A 26,046-nucleotide genomic window follows, 5' to 3' on the forward strand; every position below is an offset into this window, starting at 1 on the left:
GGTCCGGGCGGCCGGGATCAGGCCTTGCGGCGCTTCGCCGCGAGCTCCTCGTAGAAGCGCAGCAGGTCGAGGTTGTCGACCGAGCCCGGGTTGACGGCCTTGGCCATCGGCGTGCCCTGGAGCAGACGCTTGACGGGGACCTCGATGCGCTTGCCGGTGAGGGTGTGCGGGACGGCCGGGACCTCGATGATGTCGTCGGGGACGTGCCGCGGGGAGAGTTCGGCGCGGATCGTGTTCTTGATGCGGCCGATCAGCTCGTCGTCCAGGGCGGCGCCTTCGGCGAGGTGGACGAACAGCGGCATCCAATAGCCGCCGTCCGGCTCCTCCAGGCCGATGACCAGCGACTCGCGGATCTCCGGGAGGCGCTCGACGGCCTCGTAGATGTCGGCGCTTCCCATACGCACGCCCTGGCGGTTCAGGGTGGAGTCGGAGCGGCCGTGGATGACGACGGAGCCGTGGTCGGTGATCGTGATCCAGTCGCCGTGCCGCCATACGCCGGGGAACATCTCGAAGTAGCTGTCGCGATAGCGGCTGCCGTCCGGGTCGTTCCAGAAGCGGATCGGCATCGACGGCATCGGATTGGTGACGACCAGCTCGCCGACCTCGCCGACCAACGGCTTGCCCGACGGGTCCCAGGACTGCAGGTCGGTGCCGAGGCAGGCGGCCTGGAGTTCGCCGATGTGCACCGGCAGCGTGGGCACGGCGCCGGCGAAACAGGAGCAGACGTCGGTGCCACCGCTGACGGACGCGATCCACAGGTCCTCGCGGACCTCGTCGTGCAGCCAGCGGAAGCCGTCGGGCGGCAGCGGGGAGCCGGTGGTGGCCACGCACTTCACGCGGGAGAGGTCGAAGTCACGGCCGGGGTGCACGTCGGCCTTGGCGCACGCCATCACGTACGCGGCGGAGGTGCCGTACAGGGTGGCGCCGGTGCGCTCGGCGACGCGCCACTGGGCGCCGGTGTCGGGGTAGCCGGGGCTGCCGTCGTACAGGACGACGGTGGTGCCGGTGAGCAGACCGGAGACGAGGAAGTTCCACATCATCCAGCCGGTGGAGGTGTACCAGAAGAACACGTCGTCCGGGCCGAGGTCGCAATGCAGACCCAGCTGCTTGACGTGTTCGATCAGGATGCCGCCCTGGGACTGCACGATCGCCTTGGGCAGGCCGGTGGTGCCGGAGGAGTAGAGCACCCACAGCGGGTGGTCGAACGGCACGTGCTCGAAGACCGGCTCGGTGTCGGCGGAGGTCAGCTCCGCCCAGGCGAGGGCGCCCTCGGGAGCCGGGGTGCCGAGCAGCGGGATGTGCACGACGGCGCGCAGCGAGGGCAGTTCGGCGCGCAGCTCGGCGACGGTGTCGCGGCGGTCGTGCTCCTTGCCGCCGTAGCGGTAGCCGTCGACGGTGAAAAGCACGACCGGCTCGACCTGCTGGAAGCGGTCGAGGACGCTGCGGGCGCCGAAGTCCGGGGCGCAGGAGGTCCACACGCCGCCGACGGCGGCGGTGGCGAGGAGGGCGACGACGGCCTCGGGGATGTTGGGCAGGTAACCGCTGACGCGGTCGCCGGGCCGCACGCCGAGGCGGCGGAGCTCGGCAGCGAGCGAGCCGACCTGCCGGCGCAGCTCGGCCCAGGTGATCGGACGAGGCTCGTGCGTCTCGTCGACGTGGAGCAGCGCGGTGGCGTCGGGCCGCTCCTCGGCGGCGCGCAGCGCGTGCTCGGCGTAGTTGAGCGTGGCTCCCGGGAACCACTCGGCGCCGGGCATGGAGCGGTCGCCCAGGACGCGCTCGTAGGGCGTGGCGAAGCGGAGGTCGAACCATTCGGCGACGGCCGCCCAGAAGCCCTCGAGGTCCTCGACGGACCAGCGGTGCAGGGCCTCGTAGCCGCCGTCGGCGGGGGCGCCGTGGCGCTCGGCCGCCCAGGCCTGGAAGCGGGTGACGGCGGCCGCGGCGATGCGGTCCTCGTCAGGCTGCCACAGCGGCTCGGTCTGCGATGTCATGTGGGTCGGCTCCCTGGCTGTACGCGGGTCTGCGTGTGTCGCGCGCACGTGCGGGGGTGTGCGCGTGACGCGGCTGACAGGGACGATGCCATGTGATCCGTTTTCGCACCAGGGTTCCCCGCCCATGGTCCGCTAGCTGAATGTGTGCTCCCACCACGGGTGAACGGCAGTTGAACGGACCGCGCACGGCCTGCCCTGGATGGCAGGGTGAGCCGCATGGACGGTCGTGAGCTGGTGCGCTCGATGAAGGTGATGGGTTCGGTGCAGGGGTTGCGGGCGGTCCGCTCGGCGTGGCGGCAGCGGCGTGCCGACGCGCGGGCGCTGCCGCCGAGAGGTGCGGAGCGGGCCCGGGTGCCGGGGCCGGTGGCCGGGGCGGAGCCGTCGCCGGGCGGCGGCGTCATCCGCTTCGCCCGCTCGCAGCTCAGGATCTCGGTGTCGGCCGGCGGCACCGTGTTCTGGGGCTGGGAGGGGGCCGAGCCGCTGCCCTCGTACGCGCTCGCCGGCGAGCCGCCCGAGCCCGACCCCCGTGCCGTCCTGGAGCCGGACACCGACGGCGGCTGGCGGGTGGTGTCGGAGCGGGTCACGGTCGCGGTGTCCCGGAACGGCGCCGTGGAGGTGCGCACACCGGGCGGGATGATGCTGCGCCGCGACCTGCCGCCACGGTGGTGGGAGCCGGTGCGGGGCGGAGAAGCCACGCAAGGCGGGGAAGCCGTACGAGGCGGGGAAGCCGTACGGGAACGGCCGGCCGTACGCGGCGGGGCGGGCGGCCGTGACGGGGAAGCCGCGCAGGACGGGGCACCCGGCGCGGCAGGCGCACGGGACGGCGATCGCAACGGGGGGCGCGGCGGGGCGGGTGAGCGTGGCCGGTCCGCGCGCTGGGTGCAGCGCAGTGAGGTGCCGGCGGACGCCCGGTTCTTCGGGCTCGGCGGGCGGGCGTCCGGGCCGCGGCTGCGCGACGGCTCGTACCGGCTGTGGAACACCGATCCCTCGGCCGCCTTCTCCCCCGGCGACGACCCGCTGTACATCACCATGCCGGTGCAGCTGGTCGTGGCGGACGCGGGCACCCACCTGGCCTTCTACGACAACTCCTGGGACGGGCGGGTGGTCCTCGCCGAGGGCGAGGAGGGCGCGGGTTCCGGCCATGACCGGCCCGGCACCAGCGAGGTCCGCATGGACGGCGGCCCGCTGCGCTGCTGGGTGGTGGTCGGCACCCCCGCGCGCGTGCTGCACGGCTGGGCGGCGCTGACCGGCGCGCCGGCGCTGCCGCCGTCGTGGGCGCTCGGGCCGCAGCACGCGCGCTGGGGCTTCGGCAGCGAGCGGGAGGTGCGGCGGGTGGTGGACGGCTACCGGGACCGGGGCCTTCCGCTGTCGGTGCTGCACCTGGACATCGACCACTACGACGGGCACCGCGTGTTCACCGTGGACAAGGAGCGGTTCCCCGATCTGCCGGGGCTCGCGGCGGAGCTGCGCGGGCGCGGGGTGCGCCTGGTGTCGATCGTCGACCCGGCGGTGAAGGCGGAGCCGGGCAATCCGGTGTACGAAGGCGGGCGGGCGACGGGGGCGTTCGTGCGGGACGACCGGGGCGAGGAGGTCCACGGCGTGGTGTGGCCGGGGGACTGCGCCTACCCGGACTTCACCGACCCTGCGGCGCGGGAGTGGTGGGGCGGTCTGTACGAGGAGCGGCTGCGGCAGGGCTTCTCCGGCGTGTGGCACGACATGAACGAGCCCGTGTCCTTCGTGCCGTTCGGCGATCCGACCCTGCCGCGCTCGGCCCGGCACGCGCTGGAGGGGCGGGGCGGCGACCACCGCGAGGCGCACAACGTGTACGGGCTCGCGATGGCACGCGCCGGGTACGAAGGGCTGCGCCGGCTGCGGCCGGAGGAGCGGCCGTTCCTGTTCTCGCGGTCCGGGTGGGCGGGGATGCAGCGGTACGGCGGGACCTGGTCGGGCGACGTGTCGACGGGCTGGCCGGGGCTGCGGGCCTCCCTGGCGCTGGTTCTGGGGCTCGGGCTGTGCGGGGTGCCGTACTCGGGTCCTGACGTGGGCGGTTTCGACGGGAGCCCGACGCCGGAGCTGTTCCTGCGCTGGTACCAGCTGGGGGCCTGGCTGCCGCTGTTCCGTACGCACGCGGCGATCGACGCGGGGCGGCGCGAGCCGTGGGAGTTCGGTCCCGAGGTCCTGGCGCACGCGCGCGCGGCGCTGGCCGAGCGGGAGCGGCTGCGGCCGTACTTCGTGACGCTGTCCCGGCTGGCCCGGATGACGGGCGCGCCGTACGTGCGTCCGGTGTGGTGGGGCACGCCGGAGGACCGGGCGCTGCGGGACTGCGAGGACTCCTTCCTGCTCGGCGACTCGCTGCTGGTCGCTCCGGTGCTGTCCCGGGGCACGGACCGGCGGGCGGTGCGGCTGCCGCGCGGTCGCTGGTACGACACGGCGACCGGCGAGGCGTACGAGGGCCCGGGGCAGGTGCTGCTCGACGCGCCGCTCTCCCGGATTCCGGTGCTGGCCCGCGCGGGCGCGGTGATCCCGGTGCGCGGGGACGGCGACGGGGAGCCGGCCCTGGAGGTCTGGGCGCCGGCCGCGGGACGTACCGGCGGCGGACTGGTGGTGCGGGACGCCGGGGACGGCTGGGAGCCGGCGGAGGTCGAGCGCTACCAGTCGCGCGTGGTGGACGGCCGGGTGGTGGTGGAGCGGGTCACCGACGAGGGCGTGCGGGAGGCGGAGCTGCCGGTCCGGGTGCGGGGTCAGGTGTAGTCGCCCGCGAAGAAGCGTCGTACCGCCTCCGTGTGGAGGGGGAAGGCGAGTTCCTCGGGTGCGTGTAGCAGGTGGTGGCCGCTGGTCTCGTCCGTCGCGGCCGGCGGCGGGAGGTCGGCGGCGGGGCGGGCCGGGAGCAGGCCGAAGACGAGGAGGTGGCCGGCCGGGGAGCTGAGGGCGTCGGCGAGCCGTACGTCCTCGGCGGCGGCCTCGATGCCGGTCTCCTCGCGCAGTTCGCGCACCACGGCCGCCCGCCAGTCCTCGCCGAAGTCGACGAAGCCGCCGGGCAGGGCGACCTGCCCGGACTGCGGCGGGATGGTGCGGGTGATCACGACGAGCGCGGTGCCGCGGGCGTCGGTCACCGGCAGCAGGGCCACGGCGACGGGCAGCGGGTTGCGGTACGCGGTGGAGCCGCAGGTGGCGCAGGTGCGGGGCCAGCCGGCGTCGGCCGGGTGGCGGGCGCCGCAGGAGGAGCAGTGGGAGTGCGGTGCGGAGTCGGTCACGGGCCGACCGTACGCGATCGCCCTTTCCCGCCGCTGCCGTACCTGATAGACGGTGCACATGACAGGACTGAAGCGACTGACAGGACTCGCCTCCGCGCTCCGTGTCCTCGGAGCCCTGGCCGCCGCCGGACTGCTCGCCGCCACGGCCGCCGTGCCCTCGGCACACGCGGTCACTGCCGCGCCGGAGCCCAAGGCTCCGAAGGAGTTCGTGGCGCTGGACCGGGTGGACCCGACGATCCTCCAGGAGATGCGTTACACCACGGAGCACAACTTCGTGGGCGAGCGGATCGACGGCTACCGCCAGCCGGTGTGCATCCTGACCCGGCCGGCCGCGGAGGCGCTGCACCGGGCCCAGATGAGGCTGCTCGCCAGGGGCTACACGCTGAAGGTGTACGACTGCTACCGGCCGCAGCGGGCGGTGGACCACTTCGTGCGCTGGGCGAAGGACCTGGACGACGAGCGGATGAAGCGGGAGTTCTATCCGCTGGTCGACAAGTCCCGGCTGTTCGCGGACGGTTACATCGCGGAGAAGTCAGGGCACAGCCGCGGTTCGACGGTGGACGTGACGGTGGTGCGGCTGCCCGCGGCGCCCACGCGGCCGTACGTGCCGGGCGAGCCGCAGGTGGAGTGCTTCCGGCCGCAGGAGGAGCGCTTCCCGGACAACTCGCTGGACATGGGCACCGGTTTCGACTGCTTCGACACCCTCTCCCACACCGACGATCCGCGGATCCAGGGGGCGCAGCGGGCCAACCGCGACCTGCTGCGGGGCGCGCTGGCGGAGCAGGGCTTCGTCAACCTGCCCGAGGAGTGGTGGCACTTCACCTTCAAGCCGGAGCCGTTCCCCGCGACCTTCTTCGACTTCCCGGTGGCACGGAGGTCGGTGGCGGGGCACTGACGTCTTCCCCCGTCCGTCCGCCCGTGCCAGACTTCCCACGCACGCTTCTGACACACCGTCAGATCACGGGAGGGTGGCGGATGGCACGGACGCGCAGGCCGGTGGTGGCCGGCTGGTTCACCGACTGCACCGACGAAGCCGGCGGGACGGTCCCCGACGGGGAGTTCCGGCTCCTAGGGACCCGCTGCACGGCCTGCGCCTCGGTCTTCTTCCCGCGCGAGGACGACTGGTGCCGCAACCCCGGCTGTCCCGGCGGCGGCGAGCTCGTCGAGACACCGCTCTCCCGGCGCGGCCGGGTCTGGTCGTACACCGACGGCCGCTACCGGCCCCCCGCGCCGTACGTCTCCGACCCGGACGCGCCCTGGGAGCCGTACACGCTGGTGGCGGTGGAGCTGGCGGCCGAGGCCATGGTGGTCCTCGGGCAGGCGGCGCCGGGCGTGCGGACGGCCGATCTGGCCGTCGGCGCGGAGGTGGAGCTCGTGCCGGGCGTGCTCGACGAGGACGACGAGCACGTCTGGACCACCTGGCACTGGCGGCCGGTGGCCGACGGCACCGGGGAGGCGGGCGCGTGAACGACATCGCGGTGCTCGGGGCCGGAATGCACCCGTGGGGCAAGTGGGGCCGGAGCTTCGTGTCGTACGGGACGGCGGCCGCCCGGGCCGCACTCGCCGACGCCGGGCTGGACTGGCGGGACGTCGACTCGGTGGTCGGCGCGGACACCGTGCGCGGCGGCTACCCCGGCTACGTGGCCGGAGCGACCTTCGCGCGGGCGCTCGGCTGGCAGGGCGCGCGGGTGGCGAGCGTGTACGCGGCCTGCGCGTCCGGGGCGCAGGCGATCGGCACGGCCAGGGCGCAGATCCTCGCCGGGCTCGCGGACGTCGTCCTGGTGGTGGGCGCGGACGCGGCGCCGAAGGGTTTCTTCGCCCCGGCGGGCGGCGACCGTCCCGACGACCCGGACTGGCTGCGCTTCCGCGTGCTCGGGGCGACGAACCCGGCCTACTTCGGGCTCTACGCGCGCCGCCGGATGGCGCTGTACGGGGACACGCCCGAGGACTTCGCCCAGGTGAAGGTGAAGAACGCGGCGGCCGGCGCGCTCAACCCGCTGGCCCGCTACCGCACGCCGGTGAGCGCGGCGGAGGTGGCCGCGTCGGCGGTGGTCGCCGATCCGCTGCGGCTGCTCGACATCTGCGCGACCTCCGACGGGGGCGCGGCCCTGGTCCTGTCGGGCATGGACTTCGCCCGGCGGCACGGGCACCCCGACCCGGTCCGGGTCCGCGCGGTGTCGACGGTCACGCCCGAGTACCCGCGGACGGTCCTCGACCTGCCGGACATCGCGACCGACTCGGCGGCGGCGGTCTCGCCCGCCCCGCACTCCTTCCGGTCGTCGATCGCCCGCGCCGCGTACGAGGAGGCGGGGCTGGGCCCCGAGGAGCTGTCCCTGGCGGAGGTGTACGACCTGTCCACCGCCCTGGAGCTGGAGTGGTACGAGGACATCGGGCTGTGCGCGGAGGGCGAGGGCGCCAAGCTGCTGCGGGAGGGCGCCACGGCGCTCGGCGGCCGGATCCCGGTCAACGCGAGCGGCGGGCTGGCGTCCTTCGGCGAGGCCGTGCCGGCGCAGGCCATCGCCCAGGTCTGCGAGCTGACCTGGCAGCTGCGCGGCACGGCCGGCGACCGTCAGGTACCGGGCGCGAGGGCCGGGATCACCGCCAACCAGGGCCTGTTCGGCCATGGTTCGGCGGTGGTGGCGGTGCGCTGAACCCGGCGGCGGGGTGCCCCGAGGTCAGCCGTCAGGGGCCGGCCGTTCAGCCCGGCACGGTGGCCGGGTCCGGCCCTGCCAGGACCAGGGCGTGCTCGACGACCGCCACGAGGACGTTCTTGACCGACTCGCGGTCGCGGGCGTCGCACATCACGAGCTCGACCTCGGGATCGAGGTCGAGCGCACCCCGGACCGTCTCCGCCGGATAACGGCGGGCGCCCTCGAAGCAGTTGACGGCGACCGTGAACGGGATGCCGCGCCGCTCGAAGTAGTCGATGGCTGCGAAGCTGTCCTCCAGGCGCCGGGTGTCGGCGAGGACGACCGCGCCCAGGGCACCCTGCGCGAGCTCGTCCCACAGGAACCAGAAGCGGTCCTGTCCGGGCGTGCCGAAGAGGTACAGGACCAGGTCCTCGCGCAGCGTGATGCGGCCGAAGTCCATGGCGACGGTGGTGGTCGACTTGGTCTCGACGCCGTGCAGGTCGTCGACCGGCCGGCCCGCCTCGCTGAGGATCTCCTCGGTCCGCAGCGGCCGGATCTCGCTGACCGCGGCCACCAGGGTGGTCTTGCCCACCCCGAAGCCGCCCGCGACCAGGATCTTCAGCGTCACCGGCTCGACCGGCGGCTGCCTGCGGCTGGAGCTAGAGCGCCCGAAGGCCATTGATCACCTCGCGAAGGATGCTCACGTCCGGCAGCTCGGCCGGCGGAACGGGGCGGGTCACGTGCACGAGCTCGTCGTCGACGAGGTCGCCGACGAGGACCCGTACCACCCCGACGGGGAGGTCGAGTCCCGCGGCGAGTTCGGCGATCGACTGCGGCTGTTCGGCGCAGCGCTCGACGATCTCCACGTGCTCGGGGGACAGCGTCTGGTCGCGGCCCGGGTCGTCGGCGGCCGGCTCGGGCACCACCAGCGCGATCAGGTCGAGCCGGTGGCGGGTCGCGGCGCTGGTGCGGCCGCGGGTCATCGCGTACGGGCGGACCACCGGGCCCGCCTCGTCGTCGAACCAGCGGGCGGCCGGCTCCTCGCGGGACTGGTCTGCTTCGGTCATGCCGTCCCCCCTCTCCTCATCCTCCGGTGGGCAGCCCGGACCGGGGCGCCGTGGCGAGATGTGCGCCGACGCGCTTGACCATGAGGGTCATCTCGTACGCGACCTGGCCGACGTCCGAGTCGGCGTCGGCGAGCACGGCGAGGCAGCTGCCGTCGCCCGCGGCGGTGACGAAGAGGAAGGCGTCCTCGAGCTCGACCACGGTCTGCCGGACCCTGCCCGCCTCGAAGTGGCGGCCGACGCCCTTGGCGAGGCTGTGGAAGCCCGAGGCGACGGCGGCCAGGTGCTCGCCGTCCTCGCGCGAGAGGTCCTGCGAGGCGCCGGTGGGCAGGCCGTCGCTGGAGAGCACCAGGGCCTTGCGGATGGAGCCGACGCGCTGGACCAGTTCGTCGAGGAGCCAGTTCAGCTCCCCGTTGCCGTGGGCGGAGCTGTGGGCTGCGGCGTTCGGTGCGGTCATCGACCGTCCCCCTCGGGTGTCGTTCCTGGTGCTGTCGTTTCGGCGTTCTGCCGGCGGCCGCGCTGCCAGCCGCGCTGCATCGAGGCCATGCGGCTGCGCACCTCCTCGGCGTCGCGCTCGAAGGAGTCGGTTCCCTCGGCGGGGGCCGGTTCGGCCGTGGCGGCCGGCTGGTCGTCGGCGCGGTCTCCGGTGCCCCGCAGCTGCGGGGCGAGGCTGGCCTGCCGTACGCGGCGGGGCAGCCCGGCGAACGGCGCGGGGCCGCCCTCCTCGGGTACGGGTACGAGCGTGGGCGCGGGGCGCACCCGGGCCAGTTCCATGGTGTCGTCCGTCATGGCGCCGCCGGGGGCGGCACCGTCGGACGGCGTGCCGGCGGGATGGGCGCGGCCCTCCTCGTCGAGGCGCCGGCCGTGGTCGACGACGAGCGTCGGCGGGCGCCGGCGGGGCAGCGCCACGGGTCGGGCGGGCGTGTCGTCGTCGCGGTCGCCGCCGGTCCGGCCGCCTGAGTGGTCCGGGGCCTGCTGGTGCTGCTCGCCGCGGCGGCGGTGCTCGCGGGCGCGGAACAGGCCGCCGCGCTCGCTCTCGGTGTCGAGGAGGTCGGCCGCGCCGAGAAGGCCGGCGAAGCTCTCGGAGCCCAGCGGGGCCTCCAGTTCGACGGGGCCGTCGAGGAGCGGTCCGGCGGGTTCGAGGGCCGGGTCGGGCACCTTGGTGAGGGCGGGGCGCCGGGACGGCAGGCCGTCCGGTCCGGTGCCGCCCCGCCGGTCGAGCGCGGCGCGGTCGAGGTGCGGCCGCTCCGGGCCCTTGCGGTCCAGGCGGAAGCCGGCGCCCTGGGTCTCGGGGGCGTCGGTGAGCAGCGCGGCCGGTATGAACACGACCGCGGTGGTCCCGCCGTACGGGGAGGGCTGGAGCGAGACGCGGACGTTCTGGCGCTGGGCGAGGCGGCTGACCACGAACAGGCCGAGCCGGTCGGTGTCGGAGAGCTCGAACTCGGGCGTCTCGGCGAGCCGGAGGTTGGCGTCGAGCAGGGCGTCGGGGTTCATGCCGAGGCCGCGGTCGTGGATCTCCAGGGTGAAGCCGTTGGCGACGCGCTCGCCGAGCACCTGCACGGCAGTGTGCGGCGGAGAGAACACGGTGGCGTTCTCGAGGAGTTCGGCGATGAGGTGGGTGAGGTCGGCGACGGCGGGGCCGCCGACGCCGAGCCGGGGCAGCCGGCGGACCTCGATGCGCTCGTAGTCCTCGACCTCGGCGACGGCGGCGCGGACCACGTCCATGAGCTGGACGGGCTTGCGCCACTGGCGGGAGGGCGCGGCGCCGGAGAGGATCACCAGGCCCTCGGCGTGGCGGCGCATGCGGGTGGTGAGGTGGTCGAGCCGGAAGAGGTCGGCGAGTTCCTCGGTGTCCTCGGTGCGGCGTTCCATGGTGTCGAGGAGGGTCAGCTGGCGGTGCAGCAGGACCTGGTTGCGGCGGGCGAGGTTGACGAACACCTCGGAGACGCCGCGGCGCAGGTCCGCCTGCTTGACGGCGGCCTCGACGGCGGCGCGCTGGAGGGTGTTGAGGGCCTGGCCGACCTGACCGACCTCGTCGTCGTCGTAACGGAGGTGCGGCACCTCGGTCTCGACGTCGACGTGTTCGCCGGCGGCGAGGCGGCGCATGACGCTGGGCAGCCGGACGCCGGAGACCTCCTGGGCCTCCTTGCGCAGCAGGCGCAGGTCGCGGACGAGTTCGCGGCCGATGCGGACCGAGACGACGACCGAGACGAGGAGGGCGACGAAGCCGAGGACGCCGGCGATGCCGGCCTTGAGGAGCACGCTGTACGCGGCGGGCTGGACGCGGTCCTTGTAGCGGTCGCCGGCGGCGGTGTTGTCGCGGGCGAGGTCGTCGAGGACCGGGGTGGTCTGCTCCTGCCAGCGGTCGGCGGTGACGGAGCGCGGGCGCTCGGTGGCGCCCTGGGCGATGAACGCCTCCTCCGCCTTGCGCAGCGGCGCGGTCTCGGCGCCGGACCAGTACTTCTCGAAGCGGTCGCGCTCGGAGCCGGGCAGGATCTCCAGGTTGGCCTCGTAGAGCAGCTTGCGGCCCGCGACGAGGTCGGTGACGGTGCGGGCCTCCTCGGCGGTGACGCGTTCGGCGATGAGCGCGGAGACGACGAGGGCGTCCTCGCGGGAGAGGAGTTCGCGGGCGCGGGTGACACCGACGAGGGCGCGGCCCTGCTTGTCCATCTCGACGTTCTCCAGGGCGTGGAGCGTCATGAGGAAGCTGTAGGCGGGGTCGACGAGCCGGTTGTAGAAGTCGAGGGCCTGCATGCGGCCGATGCTGCGGTTCTCCACGGAGCGGCGCAGCGAGGAGAGCCCGTCGTAGGCGGCGAGCAGGGAGTTGAGGCGCTGGGTGGTGACGGGGCTCATCTCACCGCGTACGCCGGGGTCGGCGGCGTTGCGGCGGATCAGCGCGATCTGCCGGTCGGTGGCCTCGCGTTGCACGCGCAGGTCGGTGAGGGCCTCGGCGGCGCGGGGGTCGGCGAGGTAGATGAGGGACTGGCGGCGTTCCTTCTGGATGACGCGGGCGGTGTCCTCGACGGGGTAGCCGACCTTGTCGACGATGTAGCTGACGTCGAGGAGTTGGCGCGCCTCGCGTCCGGTGAGGACGGTGGCGAAGCCCCACAGCCCGGTGAGGGAGACGAGCGGCACGAGCAGCAAGGCCACGATCTTCCTGCGGATGGACTTCCCGCGAAAGCGCATGGCCTCCCCCAGCTCGGCCTCCGCGGCCACGGAGGTCTTCACGTTTCGTCACGCCCGGCGTCAACACGCGGCGTCAACCTTCAGCTTCAACAAACGGCGGCGCGAGCCTACTACTGCATCACAGCCATCTCGAAGACGCGTCCGGGCGATTTTCAGCCGGTCGAGTGAGTGTTGATCATGAGATGTCCCGGTATTCGGGGAGTTGGGTTCCCGGAGTGTGGCGTAGGACACCCGAGCGTCAGGGTTTCGCCGTCTCCGCACAGATGGCTGGAACTGTTCGTTCCGCAACGGCGGGAAGGGCACCCCGGCGAAACCTTTTCCCGCTGTCGTACGTCATTCTGTACCGGGGAGGGTTGTGTCCGCGTAAAGCGACGCAAGACGGGCAGCAGCCACCTTGAAGACGTCGGTGGTGGGGAGAGACAGCGCGATGGGACACGAGGCGCGGCCGGTGCGGCAGTTGTGGGTGGAGGACGAGAAGGGCCGGCGGCGGATGCCCGATCCGGTGCGCAGGGCCGCGGTGCGGGCCGTGCTGATCACGTCGGTGACGCTGATTCAGGCGATGGTCGCCTTCTTCTGTTCGGTCGCCGGGTCGTGGCTGGCGTTCCCCATGACCGTCACGGCGGTCGCCAGCACCGTGGTCGCGACCTGGAGCGTGCTCGACGTGTGGATCACCCGCCAGGTGTGGCGCCAGCGCAACGGGGTCGTGTCCGAGCCGAGCAGCGCGGCCCGCGGCCCGCGCCGCGAGCGGCACCGGGAGGAGCACACGGCCCTGTCGGAAGCGGCCTGAACGGGCGTCAGCGGAACGCGGCCGGAGGCCGAAAGGAAGGGCCCGGTCCCCTGTGGGGGGCCGGGCCCTTCCGGCTGCCGCCGCGGATCGCGGTCCGCGGGCCGCTACTGCTCGACGGCGGCCGGCGCGGCGTCCACCGGCGTCCGGCGGAACACCCGGGTCGCCGTGATCTCGCCGTGGATGGTCTCGCCCTCCGCGCTCGGCTGCGGAAGACCGGGCCGCAGGTGCTCCTCCACGCTGATGTACTTCAGGCCCGCCCGCAGGTCGGCGTCGTTGCGCAGCCGGATGACCAGCGGGAACTCGGCGAGCGCCGTGGTGTCGAACAGGCCCGTGGTGTAGAGCAGCTGGACACCGAGCGCGTCCGACACCGCCCGCTGCAGCTCGAGCAGGTACGTGGCGTTGGCGCGGCCGATCGGGTTGTCGAGGAACAGCGTGCCCGCGTGCCGGTGCTTGTCCCGGCCCCGGTCGTTGGAGCGCAGCGCGGCCATCGTGCAGTAGAGCGCGATGGCGGCGGTGAGCAGCTGGCCGCCGGAGAAGACGTCGCCCATCTGACCGACCGGCACCCGCTCGGCGCGCAGCACCGCGTCCGGCTTGAGGATCTCCACGGCGACGCCCTTCGGTTCGAGGGCGGCCTGCACACCGCGGAGCAGCAGGGACATGCCGTCCCGGCGCAGGTCGGAGTTCTTCTTCAGGGCCGCGCGGGTCGCCTCGTCGACGACCTCGCCGAGCCGCTCGGTGAGCGTGGCCTGGTCGGGCTCCTCGAAGCGGATGCGCAGGAACTCCTGACCCGACCACTCCCCCAGGCCCTCGGGAAGCCGGGACAGCCGCTGCGCGGAGCGCAGCGTGGCGAGCGCCGACTCGACCAGGCCGCGCAGCCGGTCCACGATCGAGTCGCGGTTGCGCTCCAGCTGCGCCAGCTCGTCGGTGAGCACGCGAAGGCGCGGCGCGAAGGCCTCGGCCCACTTGGCGGCGTGCTCGGGCAGCGCGGCGGCGGGCAGTTCGCGGATCTGCTGCCGGGCCGGGGTGCGCACCTGCTCGTAGCGGGTGGAGTTGGCGTGCCGTACGAGGATGTCGCCGGCCTCGCGGACGGAGGCGTCGGCGGCCGACAGGTCGGCGGCGCAGCCGCGCAGCGAACGCCGTGCCTCGGACGCCGAGGCACGGGCCTCGGCCAGCGGTCCCGGGTACGGCTCCGGCTCCTCCTGCTCCTCGTCCGTGTGGTCGCGGAGCAGGTCGCGCAGGAGCGCGGCGGTCTCGTCGAAGCCGCCGGCGGCGTCCTCGGCGGCCCGGTGGGCCTGGAGCAGGCCGGTGTGCGCGGAGCGCGCGGCCTCCAGGGCGTCGGTGCGGGCGGCGAGTTCGGAGGTGGCGGTGCGGAGCAGGGCCTGGGCCTGCTCGGCGTCGGCGGGAACCAGTTCCTCGGGCAGCTCGGTGTGCGCCTCGCCGTCCTCCGGGGCCAGGCGCTCGGCCTCGCCGCGGAGCCGGCCCAGCTTCTCGCTGGCCTCCGAGGCGCGCGTCTCCAGCTTCTGCACCAGGGCTTCCGCGCGGGCGGCGGCGGCCTGGCGGGACGGGCCGTCGGCGCCGTCGGTGGACTCCAGGAGCTGCTCGGCGCGGGTGCGGACCTTGTTGGTGAGCCGGTCCAGTTCGGCGAGGGCGGCGGACTCGTCGCTCTCGGCGCGGGCCTGCTCGGCGCGCAGGTCGGCGCCGACGCCGACCTTCTCGTACACCTGGGAGGCGGCCCGGTAGGCCTCGCGGAGGGTGGGCAGCGCGGCGCGCGGTGCGTGGGCGTCCTCCTCCGGCAGGTTCTCGGGCGCGCCGGCGATCTCGGCGCGCTCGGCGCGCAGTGCGCGGGCGGTGCGGTGGGCGTCGTCGGCGGCGCGCTGGGCGGCGCGGCGGTCCTCGTCGGCGGCGCGGGCGCGCTCCAGGCAGGTCTGGGCGCGGGCCTCGCACTCGGTGGCCTCGTCGGCGAGTTCGCGCAGCTTCGCCTGCCAGGCGGAGCGCTCACGCAGCCGGAAGGCGAGACCGGCCAGGGCGTCGGCGACGCGGCGGGCGCGCTGGGCGGCCTCCTGGCGCTCGTCGCGGACCCGGGTGGCGTCGGCGGCGGCCTCGTCGGCCTCGGCCCGTACCGTACGGGCCTCGGCGAGGGCGGCTTCGGCTGCCTCGGCGGCGGTGCGGGCGGAGGCCGCGGCGGCCGAGAGCTCGGTGAGCATGCCGGGCGGGCAGTCGGCGCGCCAGGCGCCGATCCGGGCGGCGAGGGAACGGTCGCCGGTCAGCCGGGCGGCGAGGGTGCGGATCTCCTCGTCGCGGGCGGCGGCGCGGGCGCGCAGCGCCTGGCGCTCCTCGTCGGCGGCGTGCTCGTCGTGCATGGCCGGGTTCGGCGGTACGAGGAAGACGTCGCCGTCCTGGCCGGCGCCGGGGTCCGGTACGGGAGCGAGCAGCGCGGCGGCGGTGCCGACGGCGACGGTGGAACGCGGCAGCAGGGCGGCGCCGCTGAGCACCTCGCGGGCCCGGGTGTACGAGACGGGGTCGGTGATCACGACGCCGTCGACCAGCTCGGGGCGGGCGGCGAGGACGGCGGCGTGGTCGGCGGGGTCGACGGCCTGCGCGAGGTAGCGCCAGCCGGGCAGGGCCGGGATGCCGTGCTCGCCGAGGTACTCGACGGTGGCCAGGACGTCGGGGCCGGGCGGCAGCAGGCCGCCGTCGCCGAGGGCGCCGAGGATGCGGTTGTCGTCGGCGGCGGCCGTGCGCAGGTCGAAGAGCTGGCGCTCGGCGGAGGCGATGGACCGGTCGAGCAGTCCGCGCAGTTCGTCCGCGCAGCGGTCGAAGTCGGTGACGGTGAGGGGGCCCTGGTGGTCGGCGCCGTCCGCGGGGCCGTCGGCGGTCCGGGCGTCGGCGGGGTGGCTCGCCTGGCCGGCCGCGGCGCCGGTGCCGGACGTCGCGCCGCGCTGGCCGGGCAGCGGGGAACCGGCCGCCGGGCCCGCGTCCGGCAGGCTGAGGAGTTCGGCCAGGCGCGGGTCGGAGGCGAGGGACTCGGCGGCGCGGCGCTCCGCCTCGTAGGCGTTCTCGGCGGCCTCGGCCGCGTCGGCGGCGCGGGCGGCGGCGAGTTCGGCGCGGGACTCGGCGGCGGCGGCCTCGCGGGCGCGTTCGGTGGCCGTGCGGGCGGCCTCGCGGGCCGCGTCCCAGGCGGCGACGGTGGTCTTCTCGGCGTCGCTGGCGGCGAGCGCGGCGCGGGCCGGGTCGGCGTCGGGCGCGGTGTCGTCGAGCCAGCCGGCCCGGACGGCCTCGGCGGTCTCCTGCTCGACCTCGGCGAGCCGCTGGCGCAGGTGGCCGGCCTCGCTGCGGGCGCGCTGGGCCTCGGTGGCGGCGGCCGTGGCGTCGCGGTGGGCGGCCTCGCCCGCCTCCTGGAGGGCGGCGGAACGCTCCTCCTCCTCGGCGGCGTGCCGCTCGCCCTCCTCCGCGGCGGCGGCGAGCGCCCGTACGAGGTCGGCGGCGGCCTTGGCGCGGGCGGCGAGGGCCGGGGCCGCGTCCCGCTCGGCCTCGCGGATGGCGGCGGCGACGCGCGCGGAGCGGTCGCTCGCGGCGCGGTGGCGGAGCACGGACTCGGCGGCCTGCCACGCGGAGTGGAGGGTGCGGGCGTCGGTGAGCTCACGGCGCTGGGCGGCGGCGCCCTTCTCGGCGGCGGCCAGGGCCAGCGAGGCGTGCCGGAAGGCGAGTTCGGAGGCGATCAGGGCGCTGCGGGCGCGGGCGCTCTCGGCCTCGGAGACGGCGTGGGCGGCGGAGGTGACCTGCTGGGCGAGTTCGGCGGCGCGGCCGCGTTCCGCCGCGGCGCGGGCGGAGAGCCGGCGGGCGAGGGTGCGGGTGCGGCGCTCGGCCCCGGCGTGGACGTCGCGGGCGCGGGCGCGGGTGTCGGCGGCCTCGACGATGCGGTTCAGGAGGTCGACGGAACCGGCGGTGAAGTCGCGCTCGGCGGTGAGCTCGGCGCGCCGGCCGAGCTTGTTGCCGAAGCCGCTGACCAGGTCGGCGAGGCCGTCGGTGTCCCGGGTGTCGGTGACGGCGCGCAGCAGCAGGTCGGTGAAGTCGGAGTCCTTCTTGACCGCGAAGAGGCCGGCGGCCTCGCCCTCGTCGGCGTTCATCTCCCGCTGGTAGCGGAAGAGTTCGGGGTCGAGGCCGAGGTCGCCCAGGTGCTCGTTCCAGCGGTCGTGGATCTCCTCCCAGTACACCTCGAGGTGCGGGTAGGCCTTGCCGGCCTCGGTGATCGCGTCGCGGAAGCCCTTCATGGTGCGGCGGCGTCCGGTGGCACCGGAGGCGCCCTCGACGGGCGGGCGGACCGAGGTCGCCTCGGCGACCGGAAGGTTGTCGAGGCTGAGTCCGGGGCCGGGGCGGAAGGAGTACCAGGCCTCGGCGAACTTGCGCGGGTCGTTGGAGACCTGGCGGCCGCGCCATTCGCTGACCTTGCCGACGACGACCAGCTCGCCGGTCAGGGTGTGCTGCCACTCCAGGGCCACGTGGCCGCAGTCGTCGGCGAGCAGGAACTTGCGGAGTACACCGGAGCTGGCGCCGCCGAGGGTGTTGCGGTGGCCCGGGAGCATCACCGAGAAGATCAGCTTGAGCAGGACGGACTTGCCGCCGCCGTTCTCCAGGAAGAGCACGCCGGCGGGGGCGGGACGGCGCGGCGGGCCGACGGGCTCCTCCTCGAAGAACTCCGCCTGGGTGGGCGCGGGGCGGGGCACCGGCGCGCCGACTCCGCGCAGGTCCAGGACGGTGTCGGCGTAGCGGGCACCGGCCGGGCCGATGGAGTAGAGGCGTACCCGGGACAGCTCGTACATGGGGCGGACTCTCGTCGTCTCTCTGGTGGCTCGGGTCAGGCGTGGAACGGCAGGCCGGCGTCGGCGGCGATCTCCAGGTCGTCGCCCTCGGGCGGCGGCAGGAGGGTCGCGGAGCCGTCGCTGACGGGGACGACGCCCAGCTCCAGGAGCTCGGCCATGGCGGCGCTGCCGGCCATGTCGCGGACCTGGAGCTGGTAGCGGGCGGTGGTGCGGTAGGAGCCGCCGGACTCGTCACCGGTGCGCTGCAGGAAGCCGGAGTCGGTGAGGAAGGCGACGGCCTTGCCGACGATGCCGGTGGTGGAGCCGGCGAGGCGGCGGGCGTCCTTGGTGGCGCCGGTGGCGCTGCGGCGGGCGTAGATCCGCCAGGCGGCCTCGAGGCCGGGCGCGTCGGTCTCGGGGTCGGTGTTCTCGCCCTGCTCCTCGGCGCGCTCCTCGAGGCGGCGGCAGGCCTGCCGGACGAAGGCGTCGACGCCGTTCACGGTGAGGCGGCCGATGTAGCCGTCGTCGGCGAGGTCCTCCGGGCGGGGGAAGGCCATGGCGGCGACGGCGAGGTGGGCGAGACCGTGCAGGAAGCGGTCGGCGGAGTCGGTGGAGGCGCGGCGGGCGTAGTCGCCCATGCGGACGGCGAAGACCGAGTCCTCGCCGGCGGTCACGGCCATGCCGGCGCGGGTCGAGACCTCGAGGACGACGAGGCCGAGGCCGGTGGCGACGGCGTCGGCGAGCCGCGCGAAGCCGGGGTCCTCCAGGTAGCGGCGGAGCAGCTCCGCGTACTCGGCGTCGCGGGCGGGCAGCAGCTTGGGCTGGAGCCCGAAGGACACGAGCCGTGCGGCGTCGGCCGCGTCGGCGGGCGTGAGGGCGGTGGGCGTCGCCGCCCGCGGGGCCTCCGGCTCGCTCCACGCGTCGGTGTGCTCGACGTGGTGTTCGCTCACGGCTGGGGCTCCTCGGGGCGGTGCTGCTGCGTCGGTGCGGCGGTGTCGGGCGGGGACAGGGGCAGGCGTACGGGGGTGACGCCGGGGGCCGGTGCGGCGGGCGGGGGTTCCGGGGCCGGCTGCCCGCGCTGCGGCAGCGGCACGGCGCGTACGAACGGCCGTCGCGGCTCCGCGGGCGTGGGGGTGCCGGTCTCCACGGTTCCCACGCGGGGTCCGTCGGCGGTCGGCTCCGGCGTCTCGGTGGCGGGCCGTCCCACGGTGACCCGCGCGACGCGGGGGCCGGGGGCCCGGCCGGCGTCGTCCGCGTGCCGTGCCTCCGGCACGGCGGACGGCGGGGCCGCCTCGTCGGCGGGGTCCGTCGCCGGGGTGCTGGGCGCTGTCACGTGGCCTCCGTGCGGTCGGCGGCCATGCCCAGGGCGTCCAGGAGGGCGGTGCCGACGATGAGGTCGGCGCCGCCGAACTCGGGGTCGTCGAGGGGGGTGCCGTCGTCGACGGCGAAGAGCAGCCGCTCCTCGCCCTGGCGGTAGGCGGTGCCGACCGGCGGGCTGGCGGCGTGGACGGCGAGGAGCGCGACGAGGTAGGCGAGGTCGGGGTCGCCGCCGCGGCGGGCTTCGGCGAGGAGGCCGGAGAGCCGGCGCGGGGCGTCGTGCTCCAGGTCGAGCAGTTCCATGGCGGCGGCCAGCTGCTCCTCGCTGAAGCGGCTGTCGTCCGGGGTGGCGATGAGGTCGGGCTCGGGCATCTCGGCGCCGAGGTGCTGGCGTTCCACGGGCGGCGTGAGGAGCAGGTCGACGAGGTCCCCGACGCGGACGGAGGCGGGGGTGCGCAGTCCGGTGCCGCGGGCGAAGAAGGCGTCGGTGACCTTGGTGGCCTGCTCGACGGGGAGCGGCAGGATCGGGGCGACCAGCTGCCCGTACAGGTCGAGGCCGGTGTACGAGGTGGGCGCGGCGAAGGCCTGGCGGTCCTGCTCGGCACGGAAGAGCGGGCCGGCCTCCAGGAGGCGGGACTGCAGCTGGGTGTGGCGCCGGATGCAGTCCTTCACGATGTCGACGAGCTCCGCGGCCCGGCGCTTGTGCTCGGCGGTCTTCGCGTCGGTGGCGGCCTCGGCCTCGTCGCGGGCCTTGCGGATGTTCGTGAGGATCGCGTTCTCGTGGCGGTAGCGGTCGGCCACGTGGTCGAGCGCCTCGGCGATCATGTCGGGGACGGTCTGGAGCCAGTCGACCGCGCGGACGTTGCGCCGGGTGGCCTCCAGGGTCTTGCGGAGGGTCTCCGCGTACTGCACGGTCCGGTAGCGGGCCTGCTCCGCGGCGAGCTGCGCGTCGGCGAGGCGGCCGCGGTTGATCAGGACCTCGAGCTTCACCTCGGCGGCGATCTGGGCGCTGGTGACGTCGGTGTCGAGGGCGCCGACCAGCACGTTGACGGCCTCGTCGGTGGTGCGCAGATAGATCCCGCCGCCGTAGCCGGGGACCTCTTCGATGAGTTTGAAGTCGTAGTCGCGACGCGTGTAGACGCCGTCGGTGCCGAAGGTGCCGTAGACGGCGCGGAAGCCGCGGTCGACGCTGCCGACGTTGATCAGGTTCTCCAGGACCCAGCGGGCGACCCGCTCGTGCTCGGCGGCGGGGCGCTCGGGGGCCTGGGCGGCGACGCGGGGCAGCAGCCGGGCGATTATCTGCTCGCTGTCGGCGCCGGTGTCGAAGTCCATGTTGAGGGTGACCAGGTCGATCGCGGCGAGGGCGACCTCGGCCATCGCGTAGACCGAGTACTCGCCGGCCAGGTTGGCCTTGCGCGCGTCGAGGTCGTGCAGCGGGGCGGTGCACGCGAGCGCGCGGAGCCGCCGCGCGAGCCCTTCGTCGGCGGCCGGGCCCTGCGCGGGCCGCGGCCCCGCGCTGAGCTGGGGCGGAGCGAGGTCCGTCGAGGCAGGCGAAGTCACGGTGCACAGAGTAGGTCCTCGCACTGACAACGGTCGAAACGGCGCTTATACGACCGCCCCGCACGCTCCCCCGTGCACCCCGCCCGCACCTGCGCGGACGGGGAGCCCGCGCGCACGACGGGCCTCGCGCCCCGGCCGGCCCGCGCCCCGGCCTGCGGAAGCGCCCGGGGCTCGGCGGGCCCTCCGGCCTGCCCGGCCGGCGACGGGAGGGTCACGGCTCCGGGTCGTCGACCGCCTTCGCGTACACGTCGACGATCCGGCTGCGGGAGTCGTCGAGATAGCGGGCGAGGAGCAGCTCGGCGGCGTCCCTCCGGCCCTCCCGCAGGGCGTCCAGAATCTCCCGGTTTCTTATGAGATAAGGCTCATGGAGTCCGCGCGGGTCGGACACGACGTGGAAGGCGAGGCGGAGTTCGGCGAGGACACCGCGCATCAGCTCGTCGGTCCGGGCGCTGGCGGCCAGGGCGACGAGTTCGCGGTGGAAGTGGATGTTGGCGGTGGACACGCCCGTCCAGTCCCCGCGCCCGGCCGCCCGCTCGCCTTCGGTGACGGCCGCGGCGAGCCCGTCGACGGCGAACGGCGGCTCGCCCAGGGCGTGGACGACGGCGCATTCGACCAGCCGGCGGGTGCGGTAGATGTCGTCGACGTCGTCGACGGTGAGGACCCGCACGAACACCCCGCGGTTGAGCCGGTGGACGAGCAGCCTCTCGTGGGTGAGCAGCCGGAACGCCTCGCGGAGGGTGTTGCGGGAGACCCCGAGCGCGCCGCCGATGCTCTCCTCGGAGAGGCGGGTGCCGGGCGGGAAGAAGCCCTCGGCGATCCGGGTGCGCAGGATGTCGGCGACCCGCTCCGCCGTGCTCGTGCGGCCCAGCAGGGCGCGGTCGTCCGCCAGTTCGCCGATTGCGTCCATCGTGCCTCGTTCCCTCCGTCGATCGCGTCGAGTCAAGCGCAGGACCCGGGCCGGAAACAAGAACGTGACGACACGACTCTTGTCGGATCGTTGAACGATCCCTACATTGAACGACACCGCACCGCTCTTCAGCACGTCTCTCCCGCACCCCTCCTTCCTCCTGCGAGGTGCAGATGAGCACGACCCAGACCCAGCGGCGGACCCCGGGCGAACGGCCCGACGACACGGGCGCCTTCGCCTGGCTCCGCGCCCTCGGGCCGCGCGGCAGGCGCGCCTTCGGCGGGGCGTTCGGCGGCTACGCCCTCGACTCGTACGACTTCTTCACGCTGCCGCTGTCGATGGTGGCCGTCGCCGCCTACTTCGGCCTCGACAAGGGCCAGACCGGGCTCCTCACCACCGTCACCCTGGTGGTCTCCGCCGTGGGCGGCGCGCTCGCCGGCATCCTCGCCGACCGCATCGGACGGGTCCGGGCGCTGATGATCACGGTCGTCACGTACGCGCTCTTCACCGTCCTGTGCGGCTTCGCGCCGAACTACGAGACCCTGATGGTCTTCCGCGCCCTCCAGGGCCTCGGCTTCGGCGGCGAGTGGGCGGTCGGCGCCATCCTCGTCGCCGAGTACGCCTCCGCCCGGCACCGGGGCCGCACCCTCGGCGGCGTCCAGAGCGCGTGGGCGGCCGGCTGGGCGCTCGCCGTGATCGTCTACACCCTGGTCTTCCAGTTCGTCGACGCCGACACCGCCTGGCGGGTCATGTTCTGGACCGGCGCCCTGCCCGCGCTGCTCGTCGTGTACGTGCGGCGCAACGTCCAGGACGCCCCGAAGGCCGACGAGGTGCGCCGCGCGAGCGCGGAGCGCGGCTCCTTCACCGCGGTCCTCAGAGGGCCGCTGCTGCGCACCACCCTCTTCGCGACCCTGCTGTCGACCGGTGTCCAGGGCGGCTACTACACGCTCGCCACCTGGGTCCCGACCTTCCTCAAGACCGAGCGGGGCCTCACGGTCGTCGGCACCGGCGGCTATCTCACCTTCCTCATCTCGGGTGCCTTCACCGGCTACCTGACCGGCGGTCACCTCACCGACCGGCTCGGCCGGAAGAAGAACATCGCGCTGTTCGCGGTGCTCTCGGCCGTGGCCGTCCTCGCCTACACCCGGATCCCCGAGGGAGCGAACGACCTGCTGCTCGTCCTCGGCTTCCCGCTCGGCTTCTGCATGTCCGCCATCTTCAGCGGTTTCGGCTCCTTCCTCGCGGAGCTGTACCCGACGGCCGTGCGCGGCACCGGACAGGGCCTCACCTACAACACCGGGCGCGCGGTCGGCGCCCTCTTCCCCACCCTGGTCGGCTTCCTCGCCGACAGCTGGGGCGTCGGCGGGGCGCTGGTGTTCGGCGCCGTCGGCTACGGGCTCGCCGTCGTCGCCCTGCTCGGCCTGCCGGAGACCCGCGGGAGGGAACTCGTATGAGCACGGCCTCCGCGAACGGCCCCGCCGTCCCCGACGCCCGTACGGCACGCGCGCGTGCCCGTGCCGGGGCGAGCGGCCCCACGGCCGGCTGGGCCCCCGGCCACACCCAGGCCAATCTGATCGCGGTGCCCGCGGACTGGGCGTACGACGTCCTCCTGTTCTGCACCCGCAATCCGCGGCCCTGCCCGGTCCTCGACGTCACCGACCCGGGCTCCTGGCGGACCGCGCTCGCGCCCGACGCCGACCTGCGCACGGACATCCCGCGCTACCGGGTGTGGGAGCACGGCCGGCTCGTCGACGAGCCGACCGAGGTCACCTCGTACTGGCGCGGCGACCTCGTGTCGTTCCTGATCGGCTGCAGCTTCACCTTCGAGGGAGCGCTGGCCGGGGCGGGCGTGCCGCTACGTCACGTCGAGCAGGGCCGGAACGTGTCGATGTACGTCACCGACCGGGCCTGCCGGCCGGCCGGACGGCTGCGCGGCCCGATGGTGGTGTCGATGCGGCCCGTCCCGGCCGACCTGGTCCCCGTCGCGCGCCGGATCAGCGGGCTGCTGCCCGCGGTGCACGGGGCGCCGGTGCACGCGGGCGACCCGGCGGCGCTCGGCATCCGGGACCTCGACCGGCCGGACTTCGGCGACCCGGTGGCCGCGGAACCCGGTGACGTGCCGGTGTTCTGGGCCTGCGGAGTCACGCCGCAGGCGGCGGTGACCGCCTCCCGGCCGCCGTTCGCGATCAGTCACGCGCCGGGCCGGATGCTCGTGACGGACGTGCGGGACGCGGAGTACCGCGTCGCGGCGTGACCGGAGCGGAAACGCGCTCCTCAGTGCGGAAAAGGAAAGGAAACCCCTCATGACCCGGGTCTCGATCGACCTCAACGCCGACCTCGGCGAGGGCTTCGGACGCTGGACGCTCACCGACGACGAGCGGCTGCTGTCCGTGGTCACCAGCGCCAACGTGGCCTGCGGCTTCCACGCGGGAGACGCGGCGACGATGCGGCGCGTGTGCGCGCTCGCGGCCGAGCGCGGGGTACGCATCGGGGCCCAGGTCTCCTACCGCGACCTCGCGGGCTTCGGGCGCCGCGCCATGGACGTGCCGGCGGACGAGCTGGCCGCGGAGGTCGCGTACCAGATCGGCGCCCTGGAGGTCTTCGCCCGCGCCGCCGGTTCCGCCGTGGCGTACGTCAAGCCGCACGGCGCGCTCTACAACCGGGTCGTGCACGACGAGGAGCAGGCGGCGGCGGTCGTGGCCGGGGTGCTGCTCGCCTCGCCCGGTCTTCCGGTGCTCGGGCTGCCCGGTTCGCGGCTGCACGCGGCCGCGGAGAAGGCCGGACTGCCCGTGGTCGGCGAGGCGTTCGGCGACCGGGCGTACCGGGCCGACGGCACCCTGCTGCCACGGGGGCAGGAGGGTGCCGTCCTGCACGAACCGGCCGAGGTGGTGGAGCGGTCGGTGTCCATGGCCCGGTTCGGGGTGGTGACCGCGCACTGCGGTCGGTCGGTGCCGGTACGGGCCCGTTCGCTGTGCCTGCACGGCGACACGCCCGGCGCCGTGGACCTCGCCCGCCGGGTGCGCTCCGGCCTGGAGTCCGCCGGCATCCGGGTGGAGGCCTTCGCATGAGGGCACGCAAGGTGTTCCGGGTCGGCGAGCGCGGGCTGCTCGTCGAGCTGGTGAGCGGGGAGGCGACCGAGGCCTTCCACGCCGAGCTGCTGCGCCGCCGGGAGACCGGCGCGCTGCCCGCCGTGCGGGAGATCGTGCCGGCGGCGCGGACCGTGCTGCTCGAAGGGGTGGCCGCCCCCGACCGGCTGGCGGCGGAGCTGCGCTCCTGGGACGTTCCCGCGCTCCACGCGCGCGTGGCGGCGACCGTGGAGCTGCCGGTGCGCTACGACGGGCCCGATCTGGCCGAGGTCGCCGCCCTGTGGGGCGTGTCGGTGGAGGCGGCCGTGCGGATCCACTCGGCCACCGAGTTCCGGGTGGCGTTCTGCGGGTTCGCCCCGGGCTTCGGCTATCTCACGGGTCTCGGCCCGCGGTACGAGGTCCCGCGCCGGGCCACCCCGCGCACCGCCGTGCCGGCCGGCTCGGTCGCCCTGGCGGGCCCGTACACGGGGGTGTACCCGCGGTCCTCGCCGGGCGGCTGGCAGCTGATCGGCAGCACGGACGCGGTGCTGTGGGACACGGCCCGCGAGCCCGCCGCCCTGCTCTCGCCCGGCACCCGGGTGCGGTTCACGGCGGCGGGCCGATGACCGATCGTGCCTTCGCCGTGGTGCGGGCCGGGGCGCTGACCACCGTCCAGGACCTGGGGCGGGCGGGCCACGCCCATCTGGGCGTACCGCGCTCCGGGGCGCTCGACCCGGGTGCCGCACGGCTCGTCAACCGGCTGCTCGGCAACGACGAGGGGGCCGCCGTCCTGGAGACCACCCTCACCGGCTGCGCGGTGCGGCCGCGCTGCGCGGTGACGGTGGCGGTGGGCGGCGCTCCGTGCCCGGTGCGGGTGGACGGCCGGCCCGCCGCCTGGGGCACGGCGGTGCGGGTCGGCGCCGGACAGCTCCTTGAGGTGGGCGCGGCCGTGCGCGGGCTGCGCTCGTACGTGGGCTTCGGCGGCGGCGTCGCCGTCGACCCGGTGCTCGGCAGCCGCTCCACCGACCTGCTGTCCGGGCTCGGTCCGGCGCCGCTGGCGGACGGGGCGGTGCTGCCGCTGGGGGCGGAAACGGCCGTACGGGGGTCGGTCGACGCTCCGCCGTGGCCGGGCCCGCCGGGCGAACTCGTCCTGCGGGTCCGGCTCGGTCCGCGCGACGGCTGGTTCACGCCCGGCGCCCTGGAATCCCTCGCCACGCGCGCGTGGCGGGTGTCGCCGGCGAGCAACCGCATCGGGCTGCGCACGGAGGGACCCGCCCTGGAGCGGGCCGTGGACGGCGAACTGCCGAGCGAGGGCATGCCCTTGGGCGCGGTACAGGTGCCGCCGGACGGCCGCCCGGTGGTCTTCCTCGCCGACCATCCGACGACCGGGGGCTATCCGGTCGTCGCCGTCGTCCGCGAGCCGGACCTGGCGACGGCGGCGCAGGCGGTGCCGGGGACGCCCGTGCGCTTCGTCCCGTACCGCTGACAA

At 74.9% G+C, this 26,046-nt stretch carries 21 protein-coding genes; 10 read left to right on the plus strand and 11 right to left on the minus strand.

The features are described from left to right. Positions 1-17: 17 nt before the first annotated feature. Positions 18-1,988: an acetoacetate--CoA ligase gene (locus ACFVGS_RS30715; RefSeq protein WP_385695027.1), complete on the minus strand. Its 1,971-nt coding sequence runs from the start codon at positions 1,986-1,988 to the stop codon at positions 18-20. Positions 1,989-2,204: 216 nt separating this feature from the next. Here ACFVGS_RS30715 and ACFVGS_RS30720 point away from each other — a divergent pair, with 216 nt between their 5' ends. Then, entirely contained in the window at positions 2,205-4,739 is a 2,535-nt protein-coding gene (locus ACFVGS_RS30720) for a glycoside hydrolase family 31 protein (RefSeq protein ID WP_385695029.1), read from the plus strand. Here ACFVGS_RS30720 and ACFVGS_RS30725 read toward each other — a convergent pair. Then, on the minus strand, positions 4,730-5,302 hold the full coding sequence (locus ACFVGS_RS30725) for an NUDIX domain-containing protein (protein ID WP_385695032.1): 573 nt from the start codon (positions 5,300-5,302) through the stop codon (positions 4,730-4,732). The genes ACFVGS_RS30720 and ACFVGS_RS30725 overlap by 10 nt on opposite strands. Here ACFVGS_RS30725 and ACFVGS_RS30730 point away from each other — a divergent pair. The 3 genes from ACFVGS_RS30730 (at position 5,301) to ACFVGS_RS30740 (ending at position 7,893) form a co-directional block, all read left to right on the plus strand. After that, positions 5,301-6,137: a M15 family metallopeptidase gene (locus ACFVGS_RS30730; protein ID WP_385695034.1), complete on the plus strand. Its 837-nt coding sequence runs from the start codon at positions 5,301-5,303 to the stop codon at positions 6,135-6,137. The two genes, ACFVGS_RS30725 and ACFVGS_RS30730, sit on opposite strands and share 2 nt — an antisense overlap. 80 nt (positions 6,138-6,217) lie before the next feature. Beyond that, positions 6,218-6,709, plus strand: a complete 492-nt coding sequence (locus ACFVGS_RS30735) for a Zn-ribbon domain-containing OB-fold protein (RefSeq protein ID WP_385695036.1) — start codon at positions 6,218-6,220, stop codon at positions 6,707-6,709. Then, the gene (locus ACFVGS_RS30740; protein WP_385695039.1) at positions 6,706-7,893 is read left to right on the plus strand and encodes a lipid-transfer protein; all 1,188 of its coding nucleotides are present in this window, start codon (positions 6,706-6,708) and stop codon (positions 7,891-7,893) included. Before ACFVGS_RS30735 ends, ACFVGS_RS30740 begins: the two co-directional genes overlap by 4 nt. 46 nt (positions 7,894-7,939) lie before the next feature. Here the strand turns inward: ACFVGS_RS30740 and ACFVGS_RS30745 are convergent, their stop codons facing one another. The 4 genes from ACFVGS_RS30745 to ACFVGS_RS30760 are packed head-to-tail and all read right to left on the minus strand — an operon-like array spanning position 7,940 to position 12,122. Continuing rightward, positions 7,940-8,551 (minus strand): ATP/GTP-binding protein, encoded by a 612-nt coding sequence (locus tag ACFVGS_RS30745; protein WP_385695042.1) that lies wholly within the window; start codon positions 8,549-8,551, stop codon positions 7,940-7,942. Next, positions 8,532-8,939, minus strand: coding sequence for a DUF742 domain-containing protein (locus tag ACFVGS_RS30750; RefSeq protein WP_384420336.1), 408 nt, complete (start codon positions 8,937-8,939; stop codon positions 8,532-8,534). The genes ACFVGS_RS30745 and ACFVGS_RS30750 overlap by 20 nt, the downstream gene beginning before the upstream one ends. A 16-nt stretch (positions 8,940-8,955) precedes the next feature. Then, positions 8,956-9,393 (minus strand): roadblock/LC7 domain-containing protein, encoded by a 438-nt coding sequence (locus ACFVGS_RS30755; RefSeq protein WP_384420339.1) that lies wholly within the window; start codon positions 9,391-9,393, stop codon positions 8,956-8,958. Beyond that, entirely contained in the window at positions 9,390-12,122 is a 2,733-nt protein-coding gene (locus ACFVGS_RS30760) for a nitrate- and nitrite sensing domain-containing protein (RefSeq protein ID WP_384420394.1), read from the minus strand. Before ACFVGS_RS30760 ends, ACFVGS_RS30755 begins: the two co-directional genes overlap by 4 nt. 427 nt (positions 12,123-12,549) lie before the next feature. On the opposite strand from ACFVGS_RS30760, the gene ACFVGS_RS30765 reads away from it, so the two are divergent. Next, positions 12,550-12,909 carry a hypothetical protein gene (locus ACFVGS_RS30765; protein WP_384420342.1) on the plus strand — a complete coding sequence of 120 codons (360 nt, stop codon included), beginning with the start codon at positions 12,550-12,552 and terminating at the stop codon, positions 12,907-12,909. A gap of 104 nt (positions 12,910-13,013) precedes the next feature. Here the strand turns inward: ACFVGS_RS30765 and ACFVGS_RS30770 are convergent, their stop codons facing one another. The 5 genes from ACFVGS_RS30770 to ACFVGS_RS30790 all read right to left on the minus strand — a co-directional run bounded on the left by ACFVGS_RS30770 (position 13,014) and on the right by ACFVGS_RS30790 (position 21,492). Continuing rightward, entirely contained in the window at positions 13,014-17,729 is a 4,716-nt protein-coding gene (locus ACFVGS_RS30770) for a hypothetical protein (protein WP_385695045.1), read from the minus strand. 35 nt (positions 17,730-17,764) lie between these two features. Beyond that, positions 17,765-18,658, minus strand: a complete 894-nt coding sequence (locus ACFVGS_RS30775) for a hypothetical protein (RefSeq protein WP_384420347.1) — start codon at positions 18,656-18,658, stop codon at positions 17,765-17,767. Continuing rightward, positions 18,655-19,041 (minus strand): hypothetical protein, encoded by a 387-nt coding sequence (locus tag ACFVGS_RS30780; protein ID WP_384420350.1) that lies wholly within the window; start codon positions 19,039-19,041, stop codon positions 18,655-18,657. The genes ACFVGS_RS30775 and ACFVGS_RS30780 overlap by 4 nt, the downstream gene beginning before the upstream one ends. Continuing rightward, positions 19,038-20,585 (minus strand): hypothetical protein, encoded by a 1,548-nt coding sequence (locus ACFVGS_RS30785; RefSeq protein WP_384420353.1) that lies wholly within the window; start codon positions 20,583-20,585, stop codon positions 19,038-19,040. Before ACFVGS_RS30785 ends, ACFVGS_RS30780 begins: the two co-directional genes overlap by 4 nt. 211 nt (positions 20,586-20,796) lie before the next feature. After that, positions 20,797-21,492 carry a GntR family transcriptional regulator gene (locus tag ACFVGS_RS30790; protein WP_385695049.1) on the minus strand — a complete coding sequence of 232 codons (696 nt, stop codon included), beginning with the start codon at positions 21,490-21,492 and terminating at the stop codon, positions 20,797-20,799. Positions 21,493-21,665: 173 nt separating this feature from the next. Here ACFVGS_RS30790 and ACFVGS_RS30795 point away from each other — a divergent pair, with 173 nt between their 5' ends. From ACFVGS_RS30795 to ACFVGS_RS30815, 5 genes are read left to right on the plus strand one after another with little or no spacing between them, the layout of a single operon-like run. Then, a complete protein-coding gene (locus ACFVGS_RS30795; RefSeq protein ID WP_385695050.1) occupies positions 21,666-22,946 on the plus strand; it encodes an MFS transporter in 1,281 nt (426 codons plus the stop codon). Continuing rightward, positions 22,943-23,746, plus strand: coding sequence for a putative hydro-lyase (locus ACFVGS_RS30800; RefSeq protein WP_385695053.1), 804 nt, complete (start codon positions 22,943-22,945; stop codon positions 23,744-23,746). The genes ACFVGS_RS30795 and ACFVGS_RS30800 overlap by 4 nt, the downstream gene beginning before the upstream one ends. Positions 23,747-23,795: 49 nt before the next feature. Next, positions 23,796-24,560 carry a LamB/YcsF family protein gene (locus ACFVGS_RS30805; RefSeq protein WP_384420364.1) on the plus strand — a complete coding sequence of 255 codons (765 nt, stop codon included), beginning with the start codon at positions 23,796-23,798 and terminating at the stop codon, positions 24,558-24,560. Next, complete coding sequence (locus tag ACFVGS_RS30810; RefSeq protein ID WP_384420366.1) at positions 24,557-25,183, plus strand: allophanate hydrolase subunit 1; 627 nt, start codon at positions 24,557-24,559, stop codon at positions 25,181-25,183. The genes ACFVGS_RS30805 and ACFVGS_RS30810 overlap by 4 nt, the downstream gene beginning before the upstream one ends. Further along, positions 25,180-26,043, plus strand: a complete 864-nt coding sequence (locus ACFVGS_RS30815; RefSeq protein WP_385695057.1) for a biotin-dependent carboxyltransferase family protein — start codon at positions 25,180-25,182, stop codon at positions 26,041-26,043. Before ACFVGS_RS30810 ends, ACFVGS_RS30815 begins: the two co-directional genes overlap by 4 nt. Positions 26,044-26,046: the final 3 nt, after the last annotated feature.

The organism is Streptomyces sp. NPDC127114 (genome assembly GCF_042677525.1).
GTDB lineage: Bacteria > Actinomycetota > Actinomycetes > Streptomycetales > Streptomycetaceae > Streptomyces.

Excerpts from the sequence above, each read along its gene's own strand:
- ACFVGS_RS30715 (WP_385695027.1), bottom strand. The coding sequence starts at position 1,988 with ATGACATCGCAGACCGAGCCGCTGTGGCAGCCTGACGAGGACCGCATC.
- ACFVGS_RS30720 (WP_385695029.1), top strand. The coding sequence starts at position 2,205 with ATGGACGGTCGTGAGCTGGTGCGCTCGATGAAGGTGATGGGTTCGGTG.
- ACFVGS_RS30730 (WP_385695034.1), top strand. The coding sequence starts at position 5,301 with ATGACAGGACTGAAGCGACTGACAGGACTCGCCTCCGCGCTCCGTGTC.
- ACFVGS_RS30725 (WP_385695032.1), bottom strand. The coding sequence starts at position 5,302 with ATGTGCACCGTCTATCAGGTACGGCAGCGGCGGGAAAGGGCGATCGCG.
- ACFVGS_RS30735 (WP_385695036.1), top strand. The coding sequence starts at position 6,218 with ATGGCACGGACGCGCAGGCCGGTGGTGGCCGGCTGGTTCACCGACTGC.
- ACFVGS_RS30745 (WP_385695042.1), bottom strand. The coding sequence starts at position 8,551 with ATGGCCTTCGGGCGCTCTAGCTCCAGCCGCAGGCAGCCGCCGGTCGAG.
- ACFVGS_RS30750 (WP_384420336.1), bottom strand. The coding sequence starts at position 8,939 with ATGACCGAAGCAGACCAGTCCCGCGAGGAGCCGGCCGCCCGCTGGTTC.
- ACFVGS_RS30755 (WP_384420339.1), bottom strand. The coding sequence starts at position 9,393 with ATGACCGCACCGAACGCCGCAGCCCACAGCTCCGCCCACGGCAACGGG.
- ACFVGS_RS30760 (WP_384420394.1), bottom strand. The coding sequence starts at position 12,122 with ATGCGCTTTCGCGGGAAGTCCATCCGCAGGAAGATCGTGGCCTTGCTG.
- ACFVGS_RS30765 (WP_384420342.1), top strand. The coding sequence starts at position 12,550 with ATGGGACACGAGGCGCGGCCGGTGCGGCAGTTGTGGGTGGAGGACGAG.
- ACFVGS_RS30770 (WP_385695045.1), bottom strand. The coding sequence starts at position 17,729 with ATGTACGAGCTGTCCCGGGTACGCCTCTACTCCATCGGCCCGGCCGGT.
- ACFVGS_RS30790 (WP_385695049.1), bottom strand. The coding sequence starts at position 21,492 with ATGGACGCAATCGGCGAACTGGCGGACGACCGCGCCCTGCTGGGCCGC.
- ACFVGS_RS30795 (WP_385695050.1), top strand. The coding sequence starts at position 21,666 with ATGAGCACGACCCAGACCCAGCGGCGGACCCCGGGCGAACGGCCCGAC.
- ACFVGS_RS30800 (WP_385695053.1), top strand. The coding sequence starts at position 22,943 with ATGAGCACGGCCTCCGCGAACGGCCCCGCCGTCCCCGACGCCCGTACG.
- ACFVGS_RS30805 (WP_384420364.1), top strand. The coding sequence starts at position 23,796 with ATGACCCGGGTCTCGATCGACCTCAACGCCGACCTCGGCGAGGGCTTC.
- ACFVGS_RS30810 (WP_384420366.1), top strand. The coding sequence starts at position 24,557 with ATGAGGGCACGCAAGGTGTTCCGGGTCGGCGAGCGCGGGCTGCTCGTC.
- ACFVGS_RS30815 (WP_385695057.1), top strand. The coding sequence starts at position 25,180 with ATGACCGATCGTGCCTTCGCCGTGGTGCGGGCCGGGGCGCTGACCACC.